Source organism: Paenibacillus sp. J31P13 (assembly GCF_056269295.1).
In genome coordinates this window covers 636,613-655,480 of sequence record NZ_JBWDNR010000004.1, presented here as the reverse complement: position 1 = coordinate 655,480, position 18,868 = coordinate 636,613, and the positions used below count along the sequence as shown (strand labels likewise).

Below are 18,868 nucleotides of genomic sequence, written 5' to 3'. Positions count from 1 at the left end.
CTCCAAATTGGTGTTTGACTTGCTCAAAAACTTTTATCGCTTTTTTCGCTCATCCCGAAGGACTTGCGAGGCAGTTTGTTACTCGTTGTTCAGTTTTCAAAGAGCAATCTTATCTTTCGTTTGTTTCTCGTGTGCGCCGTATGTCTCAGTGGCGACTTAAATAATATATCACGTGGGCTAAGTGAATGCAAGTACTTTTTTCGCTTTTATTTCATTTTTTTTGTTTTTAATGATTATCCCGCGTGGTTGTTGCGTTTATTATCGTATTCATCCCCTCTATAATGAAAAAACAGTGATAATTATAATCTAATATGCTGCGGTCATCATAAATTCCCGCTCCTATTAGAAAAAAGTATCACTGCCTTTTCTATACGATCATAACATTATCGTATGACCTCTTTAATATGAAGATGACGCTCTTTAGTTAGGTTCACAATTATTCCTTCTATAGACACCCATGGTCTTGTAGGATTTACGCTATCTGAAAATACGATCTCTCCTATGCGTTCATCACTAAGCTTGACGACTATACCATTATGGAATTGGGTAGCCTTCTCTACAAACATCCGAACATAGGTTGGATCCAGCTTTCCGAACGCATCGCTTTGAATTTGTTCCAACACCAAATAGGGAGATGCTGCTTTCCGATATGCTTTATTCAGTGTCATCGCATGGAATATATCTGCAATAGCTACGATTTTGGCATAAGGATGTATCTTCGTTGCATCAATACCAAGCGGGTAGCCTGATCCATCGATCTTCTCGTGATGCTGAAGAGCAGCCATTTTGACCCCTTCATTTAGCGCTGGAATGTTTTTGAGCAATTGATAGCCGAGAACCGTATGACGCATCATTTCTTCTTTCTCTTCTATAGACAGTGGATTGGGATTCGTTAATATCGCTTTATCGATTCTTACGTTTCCGATATCATGCAGTAAACCTGCAAATGCAACCTGCATCCAATCCTTTTGAGGCAGACCCACCCACTGTGCAATCTGATAGGAAGTTAATGAAGAAGCAATACTGTTATGTAATAAATAATCCTTCTCCATAAACTGCCGCGGTGCAAAGGTTAGCAGGTTATAGCTTTTAACATTTTCCAACAGCTTCTCAAGCTGTTTGCGGATATCCATAACCGGTATGCTTTGACCAGCCACATAAGATTTAAATACTTCTCTTAACACATTTAGCATTTTGTCATATTCTTCATGAAGAGTTGAAGCAACAATTGCTGTACTTGATTTCTGCGCCGCTTCATCATCAACATCGTCATTTGCTTTACTTGATGATGCATGGCTTTCAATTTCAACACTTGCGACGAGGAATGCATGTAAAATTTCTATTTCTTTTGGAGTAATGACCTTCCCCTTCTGAAACAGCACCCCGCCAAGCGGAGTGAGGACATCTTCAATGATTTTATCGCCTAGCTTAAGATTTGCTAACGTTACTCCTGCCACTAGCGTCCTCTCCCCTTATGCCTGATTCGGTTAAAATGGAGCGATTGATCGAGTAAAAATATCAATAAATAGAATGATTTAAATTAAGTTGTAGAACAAATGAGTTTACCGCCATAAGGCAGCAAACTCATTCGTGACATCTTTATTCTGATGGCGTTTCTGGCGTTTCTGGTGTTTCAGGTGATTCAGGTGATTCAGGAGTTTCAGGTGTTACCGATTTCTCGATCCCTTCCTGTTCCTCATTATCATCCAATGCTTCTTCAGCATCTTCACTGCGTGCAACACGAGTAACAGTAGCTACTGTATCATCCTCACGCGTATTAATGAGTCTTACACCTTGTGTGTTCCGACCCATTGTCGAAATGCCTTCCATACTAGTACGAATCATCGTACCAGAGGCAGTCATGATCATAAGATCCTCGTCATTCTCAACAACTTTAAGCGATACGATCGGACCGTTCTTGTCTGTAACATTCAGCGTTTTAATTCCTTTACCACCGCGATTTTGAATACGGTAGTCTAGAACTGGTGTACGCTTGCCGTAACCGTTGGTCGTAACGATCAAAATATCCTTTTCAGGGACAATGACATCCATATCGATAACAGTGTCTCCATCATCAAGCTGGATACCTTTCACACCCGTTGCTGAACGTCCCATAGAGCGGACATCCTGCTCGGAGTAGCGGATTGACATTCCCTGCGCCGTTCCCATGATGATCTCTTGATTTCCGTCAGTCAGCTTCACGCCAATTAGATCATCGTCCTCGCGAAGCGAGATGGCGATTAATCCAACCTTACGAATGTTGATGTAGTCATCGAGAGGCGTTTTCTTCACAACACCTTGCCTTGTAGCGAAGAATAGGAAGTGCTCGGAATCAAAATCTTTTACCGGTATAACCGCGTTGATCGTTTCGCCTTGTTCGATTTGAATAAGGTTAATAATCGGAGTTCCGCGAGCTGTACGGCTAAGATCTGGAATCTCATACGCTTTAAGTTTGTACACCTTGCCCTTGTTCGTAAAGAACAGCAAGTAGTGATGTGTATTGGATACAAAGAGATGCTCAACAAAGTCATTATCTTTGGTATCCATACCAACTACCCCTTTACCGCCACGCTTCTGGCTGCGGTATGTGGTAACCGGCAATCGCTTGATGTACCCCGTATGAGTAATGGAGATGATGACATCCTCACGAGGAATGAGATCCTCATCTAGGATTTCTTCATCACTTGCCATAAGCTCAGTACGACGCTCATCACCAAATCTATCCTTAATTTCTGCAAGCTCTGTGCTTATAATTTCAAGAACGAGCTGCTCGTCTGCAAGAATAGCTTTGTACTCTGCAATTTTACGCATAAGCTCATTGTATTCCGCTTCTATTTTATCTCGTTCCAGTCCAGTTAGACGCTGCAAACGCATATCCAAGATGGCCTGCGCTTGCTCATGGCTGAGTGAGAATCTTGTAATCAATCCTTCACGAGCCTGATCAGCTGTTTGGGAACTGCGAATTAATGCAATAACTTCATCCAGATGATCTAGCGCAATACGCAGACCTTCCAAGATGTGTGCACGAGCCTCGGCCTTTTTCAGTTCGAACTCGGTACGACGGCGAATGACTTCAATCTGATGCTGCAAGTAATAATAGAGCATTTCCTGCAGATTAAGTGTTCTAGGTTCACCGTTTACAAGCGCCAACATATTGATACCAAAATTGGATTGCAATTGCGTGTGCTTATATAAATTGTTTAAAACTACGCTTGGATTAACATCTCGACGAAGCTCTATAACAACGCGCATACCGTTACGGTCAGATTCATCACGCAAATCGGTAATACCTTCAATTTTTTTCTCACGTACAAGCTCCGCTATTTTCTCAACTAGACGAGCTTTAATAACTTGATAAGGCAGCTCATGTACGATAATGCGTGCTTTTCCATTATTTTCTTCTATTGTTGCACGCGCCCGCATCGTTACCGATCCACGGCCCGTCAGATAAGCTTGGCGGATTCCTTGACGTCCCATAACAAAACCAGCTGTCGGAAAATCGGGTCCTTTAATAAACTCCATGAGCTCTACTGCGGTAATGTCCGGATTTGCAATCATGGCCTGTGCCCCATCAATAACTTCACTCAAGTTATGCGGCGGAATATTCGTAGCCATACCTACAGCAATACCTGTAACACCGTTCACAAGCAGGTTAGGGTATCGTGCTGGCAATACAACTGGTTCCGTCTCTTCTCCATCATAGTTGGGAGCGAAATCAATTGTATCCTTGTTGATATCACGCAGCAGCTCCATTGCAATTTTCGAAAGACGAGCTTCCGTATATCGCATCGCAGCAGCACCATCACCATCAATTGAACCAAAGTTACCATGTCCATCAACGAGCATATAACGCATAGAGAAATCTTGCGCCATCCTTACCATGGAATCATAAACAGCAGTATCACCGTGTGGATGGTACTTACCGATTACTTCTCCTACAATCCTCGCTGATTTCTTATGCGGCTTATCTGGTGACATTCCAAGCTCCGACATCGCGTACAAAATACGACGATGCACCGGCTTTAAACCGTCCCTAACATCGGGAAGTGCACGGCTTACAATAATACTCATCGCGTAATCCATAAAGGAATCCCGCATCTCCGTGCCAATATCGCGATCTCTTACAGATAAACGTTGTTCTTCCGCCATGATTTACCTCCCTGACGCTATCTTTCATTACTCTTCAATCAACAGAAACACACTATATTACTTTCTCAAAAAGCGAGCATATAAACCTTCTTAGCTCATACTTTTGGAATTCCCTCAAATCTCTTTAGATCCGTCGTTAAAAATAGGTGAATAGATACTCTCCATTTATGAAAAACTCTCATAAAATATAGCAATCCAACTTACATTATACCACTCAAAAGCAAGTCTGTCTCCTGTCACCATTGAATTAATGATCCTGTAAAGCTACGCATCGAGAGGAGAAAATGTTTTGAGTATTCAACGGATTAAGAGCAAATGGGCGAAAACAAAAGTAATGCTGAAATCCAGTTATTTGCGTCCATATATGCCGGAAACAAAGCTATTTAATTACAGCAACCTCAAATCTATGATGAAAAAATACGGAATGATTTATTTCAAGCCTACCAATGGAACTTTTGGTAATGGCGTTATTCGTGTGGAAAGAACAAACATTCCTTCTGTAGGCTATCGCTACCAGCTTGATACGACCATTCTTTTTTTCTCGTCATTTGATGCGCTCTATCGAAAACTCGTCAGTCAAAAGAAAAAACGCCGCTATATCATTCAAAAAGGGATTCATCTGCTAAAGCATAGAAACCGTCGATTTGATGTGCGTGTCATGGTTCAAAAAAACCCGCAGAACAAATGGGAAGCAACTGGGATCATAGGCCGCCTTGCACATCCGAAAAAAATCGTAACTAACTATCATAGCGGTGGAACACCAATGTCTATCGAGCAACTTATGGCCGGTCACGCTAGTCGCTCAGAGCTTGCTGCATTTAAGAATAAGCTGGGAAAGCTCAGTTTGAGCATTGCGAATACGTTGCAAGCTGCCTACCCTAACATTAAGGAATTAGGTGTTGATATTGCTATCGATGTTAAGCTGCATCCGTGGATTCTTGAAGTAAATATGATGCCTGATCCTTTTATTTTTCGAAAGCTTAAAGATCAAGTTGTCTTTCGTAAAATATATCGCTATGCCGTAGCCTATGGCCGGTACAAAAAAAGAAGCAGTCATCCTTAAAGGATGATTGCTTCTGCTTATTTTAACGTTTATTAAACGTCCAGGTTCGTAACATATCTTGCATACTTTTGAATAAAATCACGACGCGGTTCAACATTATCGCCCATTAGTGTATCGAATACGACATCAGCTTCAATCGCATCCTCAATGGTTACTTGAAGCATGGAACGACTTTCAGGATCCATTGTTGTCTCCCAAAGCTGCGTAGCATTCATCTCACCAAGTCCTTTATAGCGCTGAACGTTAACTTTCACGCCTTCGCCAAATTCAGAAATAATCAGATCACGTTCCTTCTCCGTTTGCGCATAACGTATGATTTTATTGCGCTCAACTTTGAATAGCGGCGGCTGTGCAATATAAATATAGCCAGCCTCTACAATTTGACGCATATAACGATAGAAGAACGTCAGCAACAGGGTACGAATATGTGCGCCATCGACGTCAGCATCCGTCATGATAATAACTTTGTGATAACGCGCTTTAGATATATCAAATTCATCGCTAATACCGGTACCTAGCGCAGTAATCATTGCTCTGATCTCAGCATTGCCTAGAATTCGATCCAAACGTGCTTTCTCAACGTTCAAAATTTTACCGCGAAGCGGCAAAATCGCTTGGAAGTGGCGATCACGTCCTTGCTTAGCAGATCCACCCGCTGAATCACCTTCGACGATGTATAGCTCACTTATTGAAGCATCCTTAGATGAGCAGTCAGCAAGCTTACCAGGAAGGGAACCGACCTCAAGCGCACTCTTGCGACGAGTCAGCTCACGAGCTTTACGCGCTGCTTCGCGTGCACGTGCTGCTTGCAGTCCTTTTTCAACGATTTTACGTGATACGGCAGGGTTCTCCTCAAGAAACTCTTGAAGCTTCTCAGCGAAGAACGACTCAACAATACCTCTAACTTCACTATTGCCGAGCTTTGTTTTTGTTTGTCCCTCGAATTGCGGCTCTGGAATTTTGACTGAAATAATCGCCGTCAATCCTTCACGAACATCATCACCTGAGAAATTTGAATCATTATCCTTGATCAAATTCGCTTTGCGGGAATAATCATTAATGATACGTGTTAGAGCGCTCTTAAAGCCTGACTCATGCGTTCCGCCCTCATGCGTATTAATATTGTTTGCGAATGAATAAATGTTCTCTGTGTAGCTGTCATTGTACTGTAGAGCAACCTCCACTTGGATATTATCCTTGGAGCCCTCTACATAGATTGGCGTTTCATGAAGAGCTACGCGATTGCGGTTCAAATATTGAACAAATTCAATAATTCCGCCGTCGTTTTTGAACGTATTGGATACGCCTGTACGCTCATCAGTCAACACAATTTCAATGCCTTTATTCAAAAACGCTAGCTCACGAATACGCGACTGCAGCGTTTCATAATCAAATTCAGTTGTTTCTGTGAAAATCTCTTTATCCGGCGTAAACGTTACCTGTGTTCCCGTCTCTGTCGTCTCGCCAACAACTTTAATATCGTATTGAGGAGCACCTTTGCGATACTCTTGCTGATAGATTTGACCGTCCCGTTTAACTTGAACAATGACGAGCTCGGACAAAGCGTTCACAACGGATACGCCGACCCCGTGCAAGCCGCCGGATACTTTATAACCGTCGCCGCCGAACTTACCTCCCGCATGCAACACAGTCATAACAACTTCGAGCGTGGATTTTTTCAGTTTCGCATTCTCGCCGACTGGAATACCGCGTCCATTATCTATAACGGTCACACTATTATTCTCGTGGACGATAACGATGATTTTCGTACAATGACCAGCCAGAGCCTCGTCAATACTGTTATCGACTACCTCCCATACGAGATGGTGAAGACCTTTGCCACTAGTGGAACCAATATACATCCCCGGACGTTTGCGAACTGCCTCTAAACCTTCTAGGACCTGTATCTGACTCTCGTCATACGTATGCTGCTCCAAAGACATGCAAGCTCACTGCTCCTCTCAACTGCTTTTCCTAATCGCCTTCGCTCTACCCATTTGCTGCAAAATGATGTGCGCGTTTCTTTAACGTAGAGGATGAAATGGGCGAATAATATATTTTCTGCTTCGTCACAACGATTGATTTCGGCTCTTCCTCGCCTATCGTTTCAACGTCTTTACGCTTTCGTGCCCCTGCAACGAATTGCTTGGATAGTTTAGAGGATTGCTCGATAGAAATATCAAAAATGGCCACTAGCTCCGCAGCCCGAATAATTTTTTCGCCGCCTAAATGGATATACATAGCCTTCGCTCACCTCTCCTATTCGCACCTTAGCGTGTCACTCGGCCGTCTTTCACATGATAGATACCGGCATCCTGAAGCTTGCTAACATTCACGCTTTCAAGGCCGGTTGTTGTAATAAATGTTTGGACCTTACTTTGGAACGTCTCAATAAGCTGCGTTTGCCGATTCTGGTCGAGTTCCGACAAGACATCGTCAAGCAGCAAAAGCGGATATTCTCCGATTTCCTCGTTAATAAGCTCTATTTCCGCTAATTTTAAAGATAGGGCCGTTGTTCGCTGCTGCCCTTGAGAACCAAATATTTGCGCCTCTTTGCCGTTAATGAAAAACGCCAAATCGTCACGATGCGGTCCCACGAGCGTAACACCTCTGCGAATCTCCTGATCTTTCACCTGTGTTAACTTTATCATAAATTGATCAATTAATACAGATTCATCTTGCAGAGCGTCTGTATCAAACGAAGGACGATACTCAATCGTGAGCTGTTCTGTCCCGTTTGTTATACCCGCATGAATTTGTTCGGCGTACGTTTGTAATTTATGTATAAAGTGTTTCCTTTTTTTCATAATTTTAACACCATGCTCTGCAAGCTGCATATTCCATACATCCAGCATGGTCTGATTAGCGCCGCCTGGGTATGAAGCTTTTAGATAATTGTTTCTTTGCTGCAGAACTTTTCCATATTGCTGCAGTGTATATAAATAGCCGGGTTGTACTTGTCCGATTTCCATATCGAGAAACCGTCTTCGTATACCCGGCGTTCCTTTTACAATTTCAAGATCCTCTGGCGCAAACATAACGACGTTGACGGACCCTATAAAATCACTGAGCTTGCGCTGTTCTAGTCCGTTTATTTTCGCTTTTTTGCCTTTTGCGGAAAATAGTAAATCGAGCTTGGCTGATCCATACTTCTTATCCACCTCACCTGCGATACGGGCTGAGTCGGCTTCCCAGCCAATGAGCTCCTTATCCTTGGAGGTGCGATGAGATTTCGTTAGAGCCAGTACAAAGATGGCTTCCAGCAGATTGGTTTTTCCTTGTGCATTTGGACCAAGAAAAACATTTACTTTGTTAGGTGTTTGCAGCTCAAGCTCACTATAGTTGCGATAATTTTGTAGCTGTATGCTTGTTAAAAACACATTTTGACCTCCCGGCCTATTGGTCCGTTACGCTCTACCTACCGTAAACACGCCACAGCCATCAACTTCGACTTTATCACCAGCATATAGCTTTCTGCCTCTGCGATTATCTTCTTCTCCGTTAATGAGCACTTTCGTTTCTTGAAGAAAAAACTTTGCGTGTCCTCCAGTGGAAATACAATCTGACAGCTTCAAAAATTGGCCTAACGTTATATATTCTGTTTGAATGACGATTTCCTTCATAGGACGCCTCATTCCTCTCTTTGCGTAGGTTAGATATTAGCCAGTTGTACGGTAAGGCAAGATGACATACATGCTGTAAGCATGGTCAATTGGACGAATGATGATCGGGCTCATAGCACCTGTGAAGCCGATAAACAACTGCTCGCTGTCAATGACTTTCAGCACATCAAGCATATATTTAGAGTTAAATGCGATACGAAGCGGATCTCCGTTAAATTGTTTTGCTTCAAGCTGCTCCGTAACACGTCCGAGCTCCGTTGAGCTAGAAGAAATTTCGATTGATCCGTCTTCCAGTGTGATTAGACGAACGATGTTCGTTTTTTCCTCACGTGACATCAAATAAGCACGATCGATGGCATCCATTACATTTTTTGTATCCAGAACAAGTTCTGTTTTGAACACTTGCGGAATAATCTTAGAAGTATCCGGGTAAGTTCCATCAAGGATACGCGTGTAAAAGAGTACATTGCCAAGCTTAAACAATACTTGATTGTCTGCGACAACGATATCCACAAGGGCATTTTGCTCAGGAACGAGCTTCGAAAGCTCATTTAGCGTTTTTGCTGAAATGACAACGTTGCTGAATTTAAACTCTGCATCGGTATCTACTTGTGCAGTACGGCTAGCTAAACGATGGCGGTCCGTAGCTACAAATTTCAGCTCGCCTTCTTGTAGATTCCACAATACACCGGTCAAAATAGGCGTTTGCTCACTAGTAGACGCTGCTAATACCGTTTGACGAATCATAGCTTTTAATAGATCGCCTGGCAATTGCAATACTTCGTTTTGTTCAATTGATGGCAGAACAGGGAATTCTTCTGGATCAAGTCCGACCATTTGAATTTCGGTTGAGCCTGAACGGATCATCGTTTGATAAGTATTGCTAACTTCGATGCTTACTTGTTCCGACGGAAGTTTCTTAACAATTTCTACAAAAAATTTAGCAGGCAGCACTACGCTTCCTGGTTTATCTACATTTGCGATGACGAATTGATCTCTTTCGACAGGAATAAAGCTTTGAATCGATATATCCGTATCACTAGCAGTGAGTGTCACGCCTAAATGGGTAACTTCGATTTTGATACCACCGAGTATTGGTATGGTCGGTCGGGATGAAGCAGCCTTAGCCACTTGTTGGATGGCATCGTTTAATTCATTTTTTGAAATTGTTAATTTCATGATTTCACTCCTAGCGCTCTTATAGAGTCAATTTCGTTTCTTTATGTTGAACGAAGTTGAATTTTTTTGAAATAAGGAATTGGACATTCGGGCTTAATTGATGATGTTTTATTAAAGATTTTTAGTAGTCGTAGTAGTAGGGGCACTGAATATGTGGATAACCCCTTGCAAGACCGATAAAGCAAGCCTATCCACATGTGCATAGCGTGTGCATAGGCTTGCTTAGTTGTTCACATATGATTTTTGATTTTTTCGGACAGATTTTGAATAATTTTGTACAGGTCCTGATCCACCTTAAGCTGCTGTGTAATTTTCTCATGCGCATGGATGACAGTCGTATGATCACGACCGCCAAATGCTTCGCCAATCTTCGGAAGTGAGAAGTCAGTGAGCTCGCGTGATAGATACATTGCAATTTGACGAGGGTAAGCTACAGCCTTCGTACGTTTCCGCGCCTTGAACTCCTCAAGTCTAAGACCATAGAACTCGCCAACCTTATTCTGTATATCAAGGATCGTAATCATTCTTGGCCGGCTGGAAGGAATGATGTCCTTAAGCGCTTCGGCGGCTAGATGTGACGTGATATCAGCGTTTATTAAAGATGAATAGGCGACTACCCGTATAAGCGCGCCTTCTAATTCTCTAATATTCGTATCAATTTGATTCGCAATGTAGATCATCGCTTCGTTCGGAATATCTAGATTCTCAGCCCTTGCTTTCTTGCGCAAAATGGCTATCCGCGTCTCCAGGTCAGGTGGTTGAATATCGGTTATGAGTCCCCATTCAAACCGCGACCGAAGTCGTTCCTCTAATGTTGGTATCTCTTTCGGAGGCCGGTCACTTGAGATGACAATTTGCTTCCGTTCCTCATGCAGCGCATTAAAGGTATGGAAAAACTCCTCTTGCGTCTGCTCTTTTCCCGCTAAGAATTGAATATCATCGATGAGCAGGACGTCGATATTACGGTATTTCGTACGAAAGCTTTCTCCACGGTTATCGCGGATCGCGTTAATAAATTCGTTCGTAAATTTCTCGGACGAAATATAAAGCACCTTCGTATTGGGGTTGTGATCCATGATGTAGTGGCCAATGGCGTGCATTAAGTGGGTTTTTCCAAGACCAACGCCGCCATACAAGAACAATGGATTATAAGCTTTGGCCGGTGCTTCAGCTACTGCAAGAGACGCAGCATGCGCAAAACGGTTGTTCGCCCCAATAACGAATGTATCAAACGTGTACTTGGGGTTAAGCATATGAGTAGGTGTTGCCTCTTCGTGCATGGCAGGGGGATTAGCAGCTTTCGGCGGGAACATATAAGCAGGCTCCGCACCTTTTGGTTCTTCAATTGAGAAACGTACATCAACTTGTCTGCCTAAAAATTCGAACAGCGTCGTTCTAATTAACTTTGTATAACGGCCTTCCAGCCATTCGGCCGCAAATGTTGTCGGCGCGGTCACCTCAAGCATGGAATCATCGACAAAAGAAGCCTTCGTTGCTTTGAACCAGGTGTCAAAGCTCGGTTTGCTTAATTTTGTTTGGATGATTGACAACACTTGCTGCCATAAATCATAGGTATGGCTGTCCACAGACTGTCACTCCTTATCCAAATCGCCCCAAGGGCGCAGTTACGCGAAAAAATGTCGAAATACAGGGTTTTATAACGAAAGCATCCACAATTGACACAGCAGAAGCATTATGAGTTATAAATAGGGGATGAGTTTGTTCACAATGTTATCCACAGGTTGTTGATAATTCTGAGGGTATCACGAGCTAATCCACAGTGAAAACATAATTATCATAGCAAAAGATGCCTTATATTTCAACGAAATCGCATATTTTATCCACATTCTCAACTGCTTGTGCATAAAAGTTATCTACACCACTACATATTGTTTATATCTTGTTAAGATTTCGACAAAGTTCGTTGATGACGCTTGTGGATTGTGCACATGTTATTAGTTTTTGATAAAGAGGATCGTTTCATACGTTTATCCACAGACTGAATTATGAATGGCTTAGGGAGGGTGGTGAGGGGAAAAGCGGATTATTGACTTTTGTCTGCTAACATGGTTTAATAAAAAAAGCGTTTTTTAATTGATAAAGTTAAGAAACACGCTATATAGGAGGTGCAAAAAAATGAGACCTACATTTAGACCGAATGTAAGCAAACGTGCGAAAGTGCATGGATTCCGCAAACGGATGAGCACGAAGAACGGACGTAAAGTTTTGGCAGCGCGTCGTCTACGGGGAAGAAAAGTACTGAGCGCATAAGCAGAAGACCACGTTTGGTGGTCTTTTTTTTTTGCTTAAAGTGAGAGTGAGTGCTGAGGGTGCATGTTGCTTAGGCGGCTGCGCCCATTGGCGATACTTAGAAGATGAACGAGAGAACGGTGGACATCAGTCGTGCATAGAAAATTGCGTCTTCGCAATCGTGAGGACTTTAATCGAATATATCGCGGCGGAAAATCGTTCGCGAATGGTCAGTTTGTCGTCTATTGGTCGAAGCAAGCTTCGGCTGATCCCTTCCGATTAGGTGTATCAGCGAGCAAAAAAATTGGCAATGCAGTGGTACGAAATCGTATGCGCCGAATGCTCAAAGAAATTGTACGCCATCAAGCAAACAGAATTGTTCCCAAAACCGACTTCATACTAATAGTAAGAAAGCCTGCGACGGCAATGAAGATGAAGGAGATGGAGAAGAGCGTTCTTCATGTATTGAAGAAGGCAGGTTTGCTCAAAAGCATAGGTCAGTCAAAGGAAAAGCAGGCCGATTAACGTCTATCAGCAGGCTTTCTTTGCGTTTTCAAAATACAATGTCTGCTAAGAATTAAGAAAGCGGATGCATGCAATTGCTCGTTGTTTCTTTGTCCCATAAATTATGGTATAGTCTAGATTGAAAATACACCGCTAAGCGAAGGGGATGCTGCCTGTTTTAGGCATCTGTCGTTTACGCTTGATGTGATTGCTCTCAGAGAGGAGTTTTTATTGTTGTTTTGGACTAAAAACAAAAAATGGATTTTAGTAATTGGTCTTGTTTTGTTGATGGGTGTTCTTGCCGGATGCGGCGCTCCTGCAACGAAGACGACGGAGACCGCAGATTTATTGAACGGGAACTTCTGGGAGAAAAATGTCGTCTATTATTTTGCGATTACGCTCGATACTTTCGCTAAATGGTTTGGCGATTCGTATGGGCTTGCTATTTTGCTCCTGACGATTATTGTAAGAACGTTGATTCTACCATTAACATTGAAGCAATATCGCAGCTCCAAGGCGATGCAAAAGCTTCAACCTGAAATGGCTGAAATCAAGAAGAAGTACAAGGACAACCCGCAAAAACAGCAAGAAGAAACGATGAAGTTGTTCCAAACCCACAAAGTAAATCCAATGGCGGGCTGTTTGCCGCTTATTGTTCAGATGCCTATTTTTATCGCATTGTACAATTCGATTTACAAAAACCCGGATATTCGTGAGCATACTTTCTTGTGGCTTCAGCTGGGTGAGAAGGATCCCTATTACATCCTTCCTATACTTGCCGCTGCAACAACGTTTATTCAGTCCAAAATGATGCAAAAGCAACAAACACAAACAATGCCTGGTATGGGTATGATGCTGGCGATTTTCCCAGTTCTTATTTTTGTCATGGCCATATCTTTCCCTGCAGCTCTACCGCTGTATTGGGTATATAGCAACATTTACACCATTATTCAAAACTACTTCTTATATGTACGTTCAGCTGATAAGGGTAAGGAGGCCCTCGCGAAATGATGAAAATCATCGCATCAGGCAAGACGATAGAAGATGCTGTGCGTAATGGGTTATCACAATTGCAAGTAACTGAAGACCGTGTTAAAACAATTGTGCTTGAACAGCCTTCCAAAGGTTTTTTGGGGTTGTTCGGAGCAAAGGAAGCGAAAGTTGAGCTTGAGCTTATTCCCGATCCTATCCACGAAGCGGAGAAATTTCTCCTTGAGGTGGCTGATACTATGGGGCTGCAAGTAAACATCGATCGGAAGCAAACAAGAGAAGGGACTCATCTGGCCGTATCGGGCAGTGGAGACCTTGGTATGCTGATTGGACGTCGCGGACAAACGTTGGATGCACTGCAGTACTTAGTTAATATTGTGGCAAATCGTTATTCAAACAGTCATTTGCGAATCGTACTTGATGCAGAAGATTTTCGCGAGCGCCGCCGTAAAACTTTGGCAGATTTGTCGGATCGATTGGCTGGCCGTGTCATTCGGACTAGGAAAGAAGTTGTTCTAGAGCCGATGTCACCGCATGAGCGAAAGGTCATTCATTCACAGCTGCAAAATCATCCAAAAGTAAAAACCTTCAGTAAGGGCGATGAGCCTAACAGACGAGTAGTTATCTCATTGAGAAACTAAAGCAAGCTTACAAAAACATAAGGTTCTATATGCTATACACAGCAATGGCTCATTATGGTCATTGCTGTTTTTCCATTTGAGAGGTGCTGAATGACAATGGTACATGACACGATTGCCGCTATTTCGACAGCTGTCGGAGAAGGCGGTATTGCGATAATAAGGATTAGCGGTCCCGATGCTATTGAAGGAATCGCTAAAATTTTCAGGTCTAAGATTAGTCTGAGAGATGCGGAAACACACACCCTACATTATGGACATATTATTGATCCAGTAGCAGGTGAAGATGTAGAAGAGGTGCTGGTTACGCTAATGCGTGGGCCTCGTTCCTTTACGGCTGAAGATGTCGTTGAAATAAATGCACATGGCGGCGTAATCGCTGTTAAAAAGGTGCTGGATGTTGTTTTGAAGCAAGACGGATTTCGCACTGCAGAGCCAGGAGAATTTACGAAGAGAGCGTTTCTAAATGGTCGAATTGATCTGATGCAAGCTGAAGCGGTTATAGATTTGATTAGATCCAAGTCGGATCGTGCTTTTTCGGTTGCTCGCAAGCAATCGGAAGGGGTATTGTCGAAGAGAATTAAAGCATTGCGACAGACGGTTATAGAGCTGCTTGCGCATATTGAAGTGAATATTGATTATCCGGAGCATGACGTAGAGGAAATGACGAGCTCGTTTATTCGTGACCAATGCGATTCTGCTATTAATGAAATAGATCGACTGTTAAAAACAGCGAATGAAGGCAAAATATTAAGAGAAGGTATTGTGACGGCAATCGTCGGACGTCCCAATGTCGGTAAGTCATCCTTAATGAATATGCTGACGCAAGAGAATAAAGCGATCGTTACGGACATTCCAGGGACGACACGTGATGTTATTGAACAATTCGTAGCACTGAATGGTATTCCTCTTCGGTTATTGGATACAGCGGGTATTCGCGATACGAATGATGTTGTTGAACGAATTGGCGTAGAGCGTTCGCGGAATGCAATTGAGGAAGCGGATCTCATTTTGTTTGTTTTGAATTATAATGAACCGCTGCAAGAAGAAGATATCGAACTTTTGAAGCAAATGAAGGGTCGTTCGGTCATTGCGATTGTGAATAAGACTGACTTGCCGCGTCAATTAGAAATTGAGGTGGTGGAGGAGACTATTCCAGCAGATTCCATTGTGCGAATGTCGATACTAGAGGAAGATGGACTAGATCGGTTAGAACGTACCATTAGTGAAATGTTTTTTGAAGGACAGCTGGAATCCAATGATCTGACATATGTCAGCAACGTTCGGCATATTTCTTTGTTGAACCGTGCTAGGCAATCACTAATAGATGCGATTGAAGCATCAGATGTAGGTATTCCGATTGACCTTATTCAAATAGATGCGCGTTCAGCTTGGGAATCGCTTGGTGAGATTCTTGGTGATGAGGCTGGCGATTCATTGATTGATCAAATCTTTTCACAGTTTTGCTTAGGGAAGTAATGGGTCAGGGCTTGCTTTAGCAAATCTTGATTTATGCTTATGAAGTAGGTTTGTTGCAAAAACCTTAGCTTGTGCTTATGAAGTAGGTTGCTGTGTAAACCTTAGCTTGTGCTTACGATGTAGGTTTGCGTAGCAAACCTTTAAGGAGGGTAAAAGACAATGGGATATTTAGCTGGTGAATATGACGTTATCGTCATTGGAGCGGGGCATGCGGGCTGTGAGTCCGCACTTGCAGCTGCACGTATGGGCTGTGAGACGCTGCTTCTTACAATAAATTTGGATATGGTTGCTTTTATGCCGTGTAATCCATCAATCGGCGGTCCTGCGAAAGGGCATGTTGTACGGGAAATTGATGCATTAGGCGGCGAAATGGGTCGGAATATAGATAGAACATTTATACAAATGAGAATGCTGAATACCGGTAAAGGGCCAGCGGTGCATGCACTGCGTGCGCAAGCTGACAAGTTTGATTATCAGCATACAATGAAGAGAACCATTGAAGAAACACCAAAGCTAACGTTACGTCAAGGTATGGCGGAAGAGCTTATTGTAGAGGACGGCAAGTGCGTTGGTATTATTACAAAAACGGGAGCAGAATATCGTTCACGTACGGTCGTTGTAACAACGGGTACTTATTTACGCGGTAAAATTATTATGGGTGAATTGATGTATGAGAGTGGTCCTAACAATCAGCAGCCTTCAGTAAGATTAGCTGCTAGCTTGAAGGAACATGGATTAGAGCTCGTTCGCTTTAAAACAGGTACACCTCCTCGTGTACACAAGGATTCTATTGATTTCTCCAAAACAGAAATTCAACCTGGAGATGACAATCCAAAGTTCTTCTCTCATGAGACAGAGTCTTCTACTAATGAACAGCTTCCTTGCTGGCTAACGTATACGTCTGAAGGCACGCATAAGATTATTAATGATAATTTACATCGTGCGCCAATGTTCTCAGGTGCAATCGAGGGAACAGGGCCAAGATATTGTCCGTCTATTGAGGATAAAATTGTCCGTTTCGCTGATAAACCGAAGCATCAGATCTTCTTAGAGCCAGAAGGTAAGAACACGTCCGAGTACTATGTGCAAGGATTATCTACAAGTATGCCTGAGGATGTACAACTTGGAATTTTACGTTCTATACCAGGACTGGAAAAAGCTGAGATGATGCGGAATGGTTATGCAATTGAGTATGACGCAGTAGTTCCAACACAACTATGGCCATCTCTGGAGACAAAGGTGATTGACAGCTTATTCACAGCTGGACAAATCAATGGAACATCTGGTTATGAAGAGGCAGCTGGGCAAGGTGTAATAGCAGGCATTAATGCCGCTCGTAAGGTACAAGGAAAAGAACCTATAATTGTAGGCCGTTCTGAAGGTTATATTGGCGTTATGATTGATGACTTGGTAACCAAAGGCACAAATGATCCATATCGCTTGCTGACTTCAAGAGCAGAATATCGTTTGCTGCTTCGCCATGATAATGCCGATCTGCGCTTAACACCAACTGGTTATGAAATAGGACTTATTTCCGAAGAACGCTACAATAAGTTTCTGAAAAAGAAAGAACTGGTTGAGCTCGACATAGAGCGTTTGCGCGCTACAAAAGTAAAACCAGATGAAGCAAATGAAATGCTGACTGCAGCGGGTACAGCAACGATGACTAACGGTACAGATGCATTGTCATTGCTTCGTCGACCAGAAGTTACGTATGCAATGCTCGAGACTGTTGTTCCTTCAACTCCAGAAATGACAGAGGAAATGAAGGAGCAGGTCGAAATTCAAATTAAGTATGCAGGATATATTGAAAAACAACTAATTCAAGTCGCACGCTTGAATAAGATGGAGAAAAAGCGTATTCCTGACGATATAGATTATAAAGATGTTCGTAGCCTAGCGTCAGAAGCCATTCAAAAGCTTTCGTTGATTAGACCTCTCTCCATTGGTCAAGCATCTCGAATTGCAGGTGTAACTCCTGCTGATATTTCAATTCTGCTTGTTTACTTGGAGCACTACAACCGTGTAACTGCAGCGAAAGGTTCATAACATGGATGAAACATTAGTTTGGTTTACGAAAAAAATGGAGGAGAGCGGAATTCCGCTCTCCCCTAAACAACTGGAACAGTTTGAGCTTTATTTCCGCTTACTAGTTGAGTGGAATGAAAAAATGAATTTAACAGGTATTACAGAGAGAGATGCAGTATACGAAAAACACTTCTATGACTCCGTTTCACTTTCATTTTTCACATCAATTAATGATGTACGTATGCTAGCTGACATTGGCTCGGGTGCTGGTTTTCCAAGTATTCCTTTGAAAATATGCTTCCCTCATTTGAAAGTGATGATTGTTGATTCTTTGAACAAGAGAATTCAATTTTTAACTCACTTGACGGAGCAACTTGGACTTCAAGATGTTCTATGTCATCATGGTCGTGCTGAGGATATCGCCCAGATGCCAGCTCATCGAGATAGCTATGATCTAGTCACGGCTCGTGCTGTAGCGAGATTAAATGTACTAAATGAATTTTGTTTACCTTTTGTCAAAAAGGGTGGACTTTTCGCAGCGATGAAAGGCTCTCAGTCTGATGAAGAGGTACGTGAAGCATCCTTCAGTTTGAGAGAACTAAAGGGTAAAATCAAATCGCAGCATCAACTCTCACTTCCCAATGAACAATCAGAACGTCATATTGTATTAATTCAGAAGCTAGATGCTACACCTCGTAAATATCCTAGAAAAGCTGGCACTCCACTAAAGCAGCCGCTTATTTAGCTTAGTATGTTCCACGTGAAACATTCTAAGCCAAGCAACTTATAAAAGACACGATTTTAATCTAACAATTATGTGTTGAAGACATGTGTCAAGCAGGAGATCGTTTAGCAATAGTCGAATTCTTAAGTTAGATGAAGTGACTGGAAGATATCTTTTGATAATCGCTGGCGATAAAGGTGTTTTTGATGGCATTTTTAGTCCCAAGCGGATAAATATAAGA

At 42.6% G+C, this 18,868-nt stretch carries 16 protein-coding genes; 8 read left to right on the top strand and 8 right to left on the bottom strand.

Annotated elements, in window-relative coordinates; translation table 11 throughout:
* Positions 1-383 precede the first annotated feature (383 nt).
* Positions 384-1,457 carry an HD-GYP domain-containing protein gene (locus AC0YOD_RS17145; protein ID WP_475800533.1) on the bottom strand — a complete coding sequence of 358 codons (1,074 nt, stop codon included), beginning with the start codon at positions 1,455-1,457 and terminating at the stop codon, positions 384-386.
* Between the two features lie 142 nt (positions 1,458-1,599).
* Positions 1,600-4,149: a DNA gyrase subunit A gene (gyrA, locus tag AC0YOD_RS17140; RefSeq protein ID WP_475800532.1), complete on the bottom strand. Its 2,550-nt coding sequence runs from the start codon at positions 4,147-4,149 to the stop codon at positions 1,600-1,602.
* 289 nt (positions 4,150-4,438) lie between these two features.
* Between gyrA and AC0YOD_RS17135 the strand changes: the two genes are divergently transcribed.
* The gene (locus AC0YOD_RS17135) at positions 4,439-5,212 is read left to right on the top strand and encodes a YheC/YheD family protein (protein ID WP_475800531.1); all 774 of its coding nucleotides are present in this window, start codon (positions 4,439-4,441) and stop codon (positions 5,210-5,212) included.
* A 32-nt stretch (positions 5,213-5,244) separates the two neighbouring features.
* Here the strand turns inward: AC0YOD_RS17135 and gyrB are convergent, their stop codons facing one another.
* The 6 genes from gyrB to dnaA form a co-directional block, all read right to left on the bottom strand.
* On the bottom strand, positions 5,245-7,155 hold the full coding sequence (gyrB, locus tag AC0YOD_RS17130) for a DNA topoisomerase (ATP-hydrolyzing) subunit B (protein ID WP_475800530.1): 1,911 nt from the start codon (positions 7,153-7,155) through the stop codon (positions 5,245-5,247).
* Between the two features lie 46 nt (positions 7,156-7,201).
* Entirely contained in the window at positions 7,202-7,453 is a 252-nt protein-coding gene (remB, locus tag AC0YOD_RS17125) for an extracellular matrix regulator RemB (RefSeq protein ID WP_012772007.1), read from the bottom strand.
* Positions 7,454-7,482: 29 nt separating this feature from the next.
* A complete protein-coding gene (recF, locus tag AC0YOD_RS17120; protein WP_475800529.1) occupies positions 7,483-8,592 on the bottom strand; it encodes a DNA replication/repair protein RecF in 1,110 nt (369 codons plus the stop codon).
* Between the two features lie 27 nt (positions 8,593-8,619).
* Positions 8,620-8,835 (bottom strand): S4 domain-containing protein YaaA, encoded by a 216-nt coding sequence (gene yaaA / locus AC0YOD_RS17115; RefSeq protein WP_475800558.1) that lies wholly within the window; start codon positions 8,833-8,835, stop codon positions 8,620-8,622.
* A gap of 36 nt (positions 8,836-8,871) precedes the next feature.
* Positions 8,872-10,014, bottom strand: coding sequence for a DNA polymerase III subunit beta (gene dnaN, locus AC0YOD_RS17110; RefSeq protein WP_475800528.1), 1,143 nt, complete (start codon positions 10,012-10,014; stop codon positions 8,872-8,874).
* Positions 10,015-10,244: 230 nt separating this feature from the next.
* A complete protein-coding gene (dnaA, locus tag AC0YOD_RS17105) occupies positions 10,245-11,600 on the bottom strand; it encodes a chromosomal replication initiator protein DnaA (RefSeq protein ID WP_475800527.1) in 1,356 nt (451 codons plus the stop codon).
* Between the two features lie 550 nt (positions 11,601-12,150).
* Here dnaA and rpmH point away from each other — a divergent pair.
* From rpmH to rsmG, 7 genes are all read left to right on the top strand, one after another.
* Entirely contained in the window at positions 12,151-12,285 is a 135-nt protein-coding gene (gene rpmH, locus AC0YOD_RS17100; RefSeq protein ID WP_475800526.1) for a 50S ribosomal protein L34, read from the top strand.
* A 132-nt stretch (positions 12,286-12,417) separates the two neighbouring features.
* Positions 12,418-12,789: a ribonuclease P protein component gene (gene rnpA / locus AC0YOD_RS17095; RefSeq protein WP_475800525.1), complete on the top strand. Its 372-nt coding sequence runs from the start codon at positions 12,418-12,420 to the stop codon at positions 12,787-12,789.
* Positions 12,790-13,056: 267 nt separating this feature from the next.
* Positions 13,057-13,779 (top strand): YidC/Oxa1 family membrane protein insertase, encoded by a 723-nt coding sequence (locus AC0YOD_RS17090; RefSeq protein ID WP_475800557.1) that lies wholly within the window; start codon positions 13,057-13,059, stop codon positions 13,777-13,779.
* Positions 13,776-14,399 carry an RNA-binding cell elongation regulator Jag/EloR gene (gene jag, locus AC0YOD_RS17085; protein ID WP_475800524.1) on the top strand — a complete coding sequence of 208 codons (624 nt, stop codon included), beginning with the start codon at positions 13,776-13,778 and terminating at the stop codon, positions 14,397-14,399. The genes AC0YOD_RS17090 and jag overlap by 4 nt, the downstream gene beginning before the upstream one ends.
* 96 nt (positions 14,400-14,495) lie before the next feature.
* Positions 14,496-15,875, top strand: coding sequence for a tRNA uridine-5-carboxymethylaminomethyl(34) synthesis GTPase MnmE (mnmE, locus tag AC0YOD_RS17080; RefSeq protein WP_475800556.1), 1,380 nt, complete (start codon positions 14,496-14,498; stop codon positions 15,873-15,875).
* A 159-nt stretch (positions 15,876-16,034) separates the two neighbouring features.
* Positions 16,035-17,924, top strand: a complete 1,890-nt coding sequence (mnmG, locus tag AC0YOD_RS17075; protein WP_475800523.1) for a tRNA uridine-5-carboxymethylaminomethyl(34) synthesis enzyme MnmG — start codon at positions 16,035-16,037, stop codon at positions 17,922-17,924.
* Between the two features lies 1 nt (position 17,925).
* A complete protein-coding gene (gene rsmG, locus AC0YOD_RS17070) occupies positions 17,926-18,648 on the top strand; it encodes a 16S rRNA (guanine(527)-N(7))-methyltransferase RsmG (RefSeq protein ID WP_475800522.1) in 723 nt (240 codons plus the stop codon).
* Positions 18,649-18,868: the final 220 nt, after the last annotated feature.

What these genes read in the sequence shown, in the direction of transcription:
- gyrA (WP_475800532.1), bottom strand. Translation starts at nt 4,149, where the DNA reads ATGGCGGAAGAACAACGTTTATCTGTAAGAGATCGCGATATTGGCACG.
- gyrB (WP_475800530.1), bottom strand. Translation starts at nt 7,155, where the DNA reads ATGTCTTTGGAGCAGCATACGTATGACGAGAGTCAGATACAGGTCCTA.
- remB (WP_012772007.1), bottom strand. Translation starts at nt 7,453, where the DNA reads ATGTATATCCATTTAGGCGGCGAAAAAATTATTCGGGCTGCGGAGCTA.
- yaaA (WP_475800558.1), bottom strand. Translation starts at nt 8,835, where the DNA reads ATGAAGGAAATCGTCATTCAAACAGAATATATAACGTTAGGCCAATTT.
- dnaN (WP_475800528.1), bottom strand. Translation starts at nt 10,014, where the DNA reads ATGAAATTAACAATTTCAAAAAATGAATTAAACGATGCCATCCAACAA.
- rpmH (WP_475800526.1), top strand. Translation starts at nt 12,151, where the DNA reads ATGAGACCTACATTTAGACCGAATGTAAGCAAACGTGCGAAAGTGCAT.
- AC0YOD_RS17090 (WP_475800557.1), top strand. Translation starts at nt 13,057, where the DNA reads ATGGGTGTTCTTGCCGGATGCGGCGCTCCTGCAACGAAGACGACGGAG.
- jag (WP_475800524.1), top strand. Translation starts at nt 13,776, where the DNA reads ATGATGAAAATCATCGCATCAGGCAAGACGATAGAAGATGCTGTGCGT.
- mnmE (WP_475800556.1), top strand. Translation starts at nt 14,496, where the DNA reads ATGGTACATGACACGATTGCCGCTATTTCGACAGCTGTCGGAGAAGGC.
- mnmG (WP_475800523.1), top strand. Translation starts at nt 16,035, where the DNA reads ATGGGATATTTAGCTGGTGAATATGACGTTATCGTCATTGGAGCGGGG.
- rsmG (WP_475800522.1), top strand. Translation starts at nt 17,926, where the DNA reads ATGGATGAAACATTAGTTTGGTTTACGAAAAAAATGGAGGAGAGCGGA.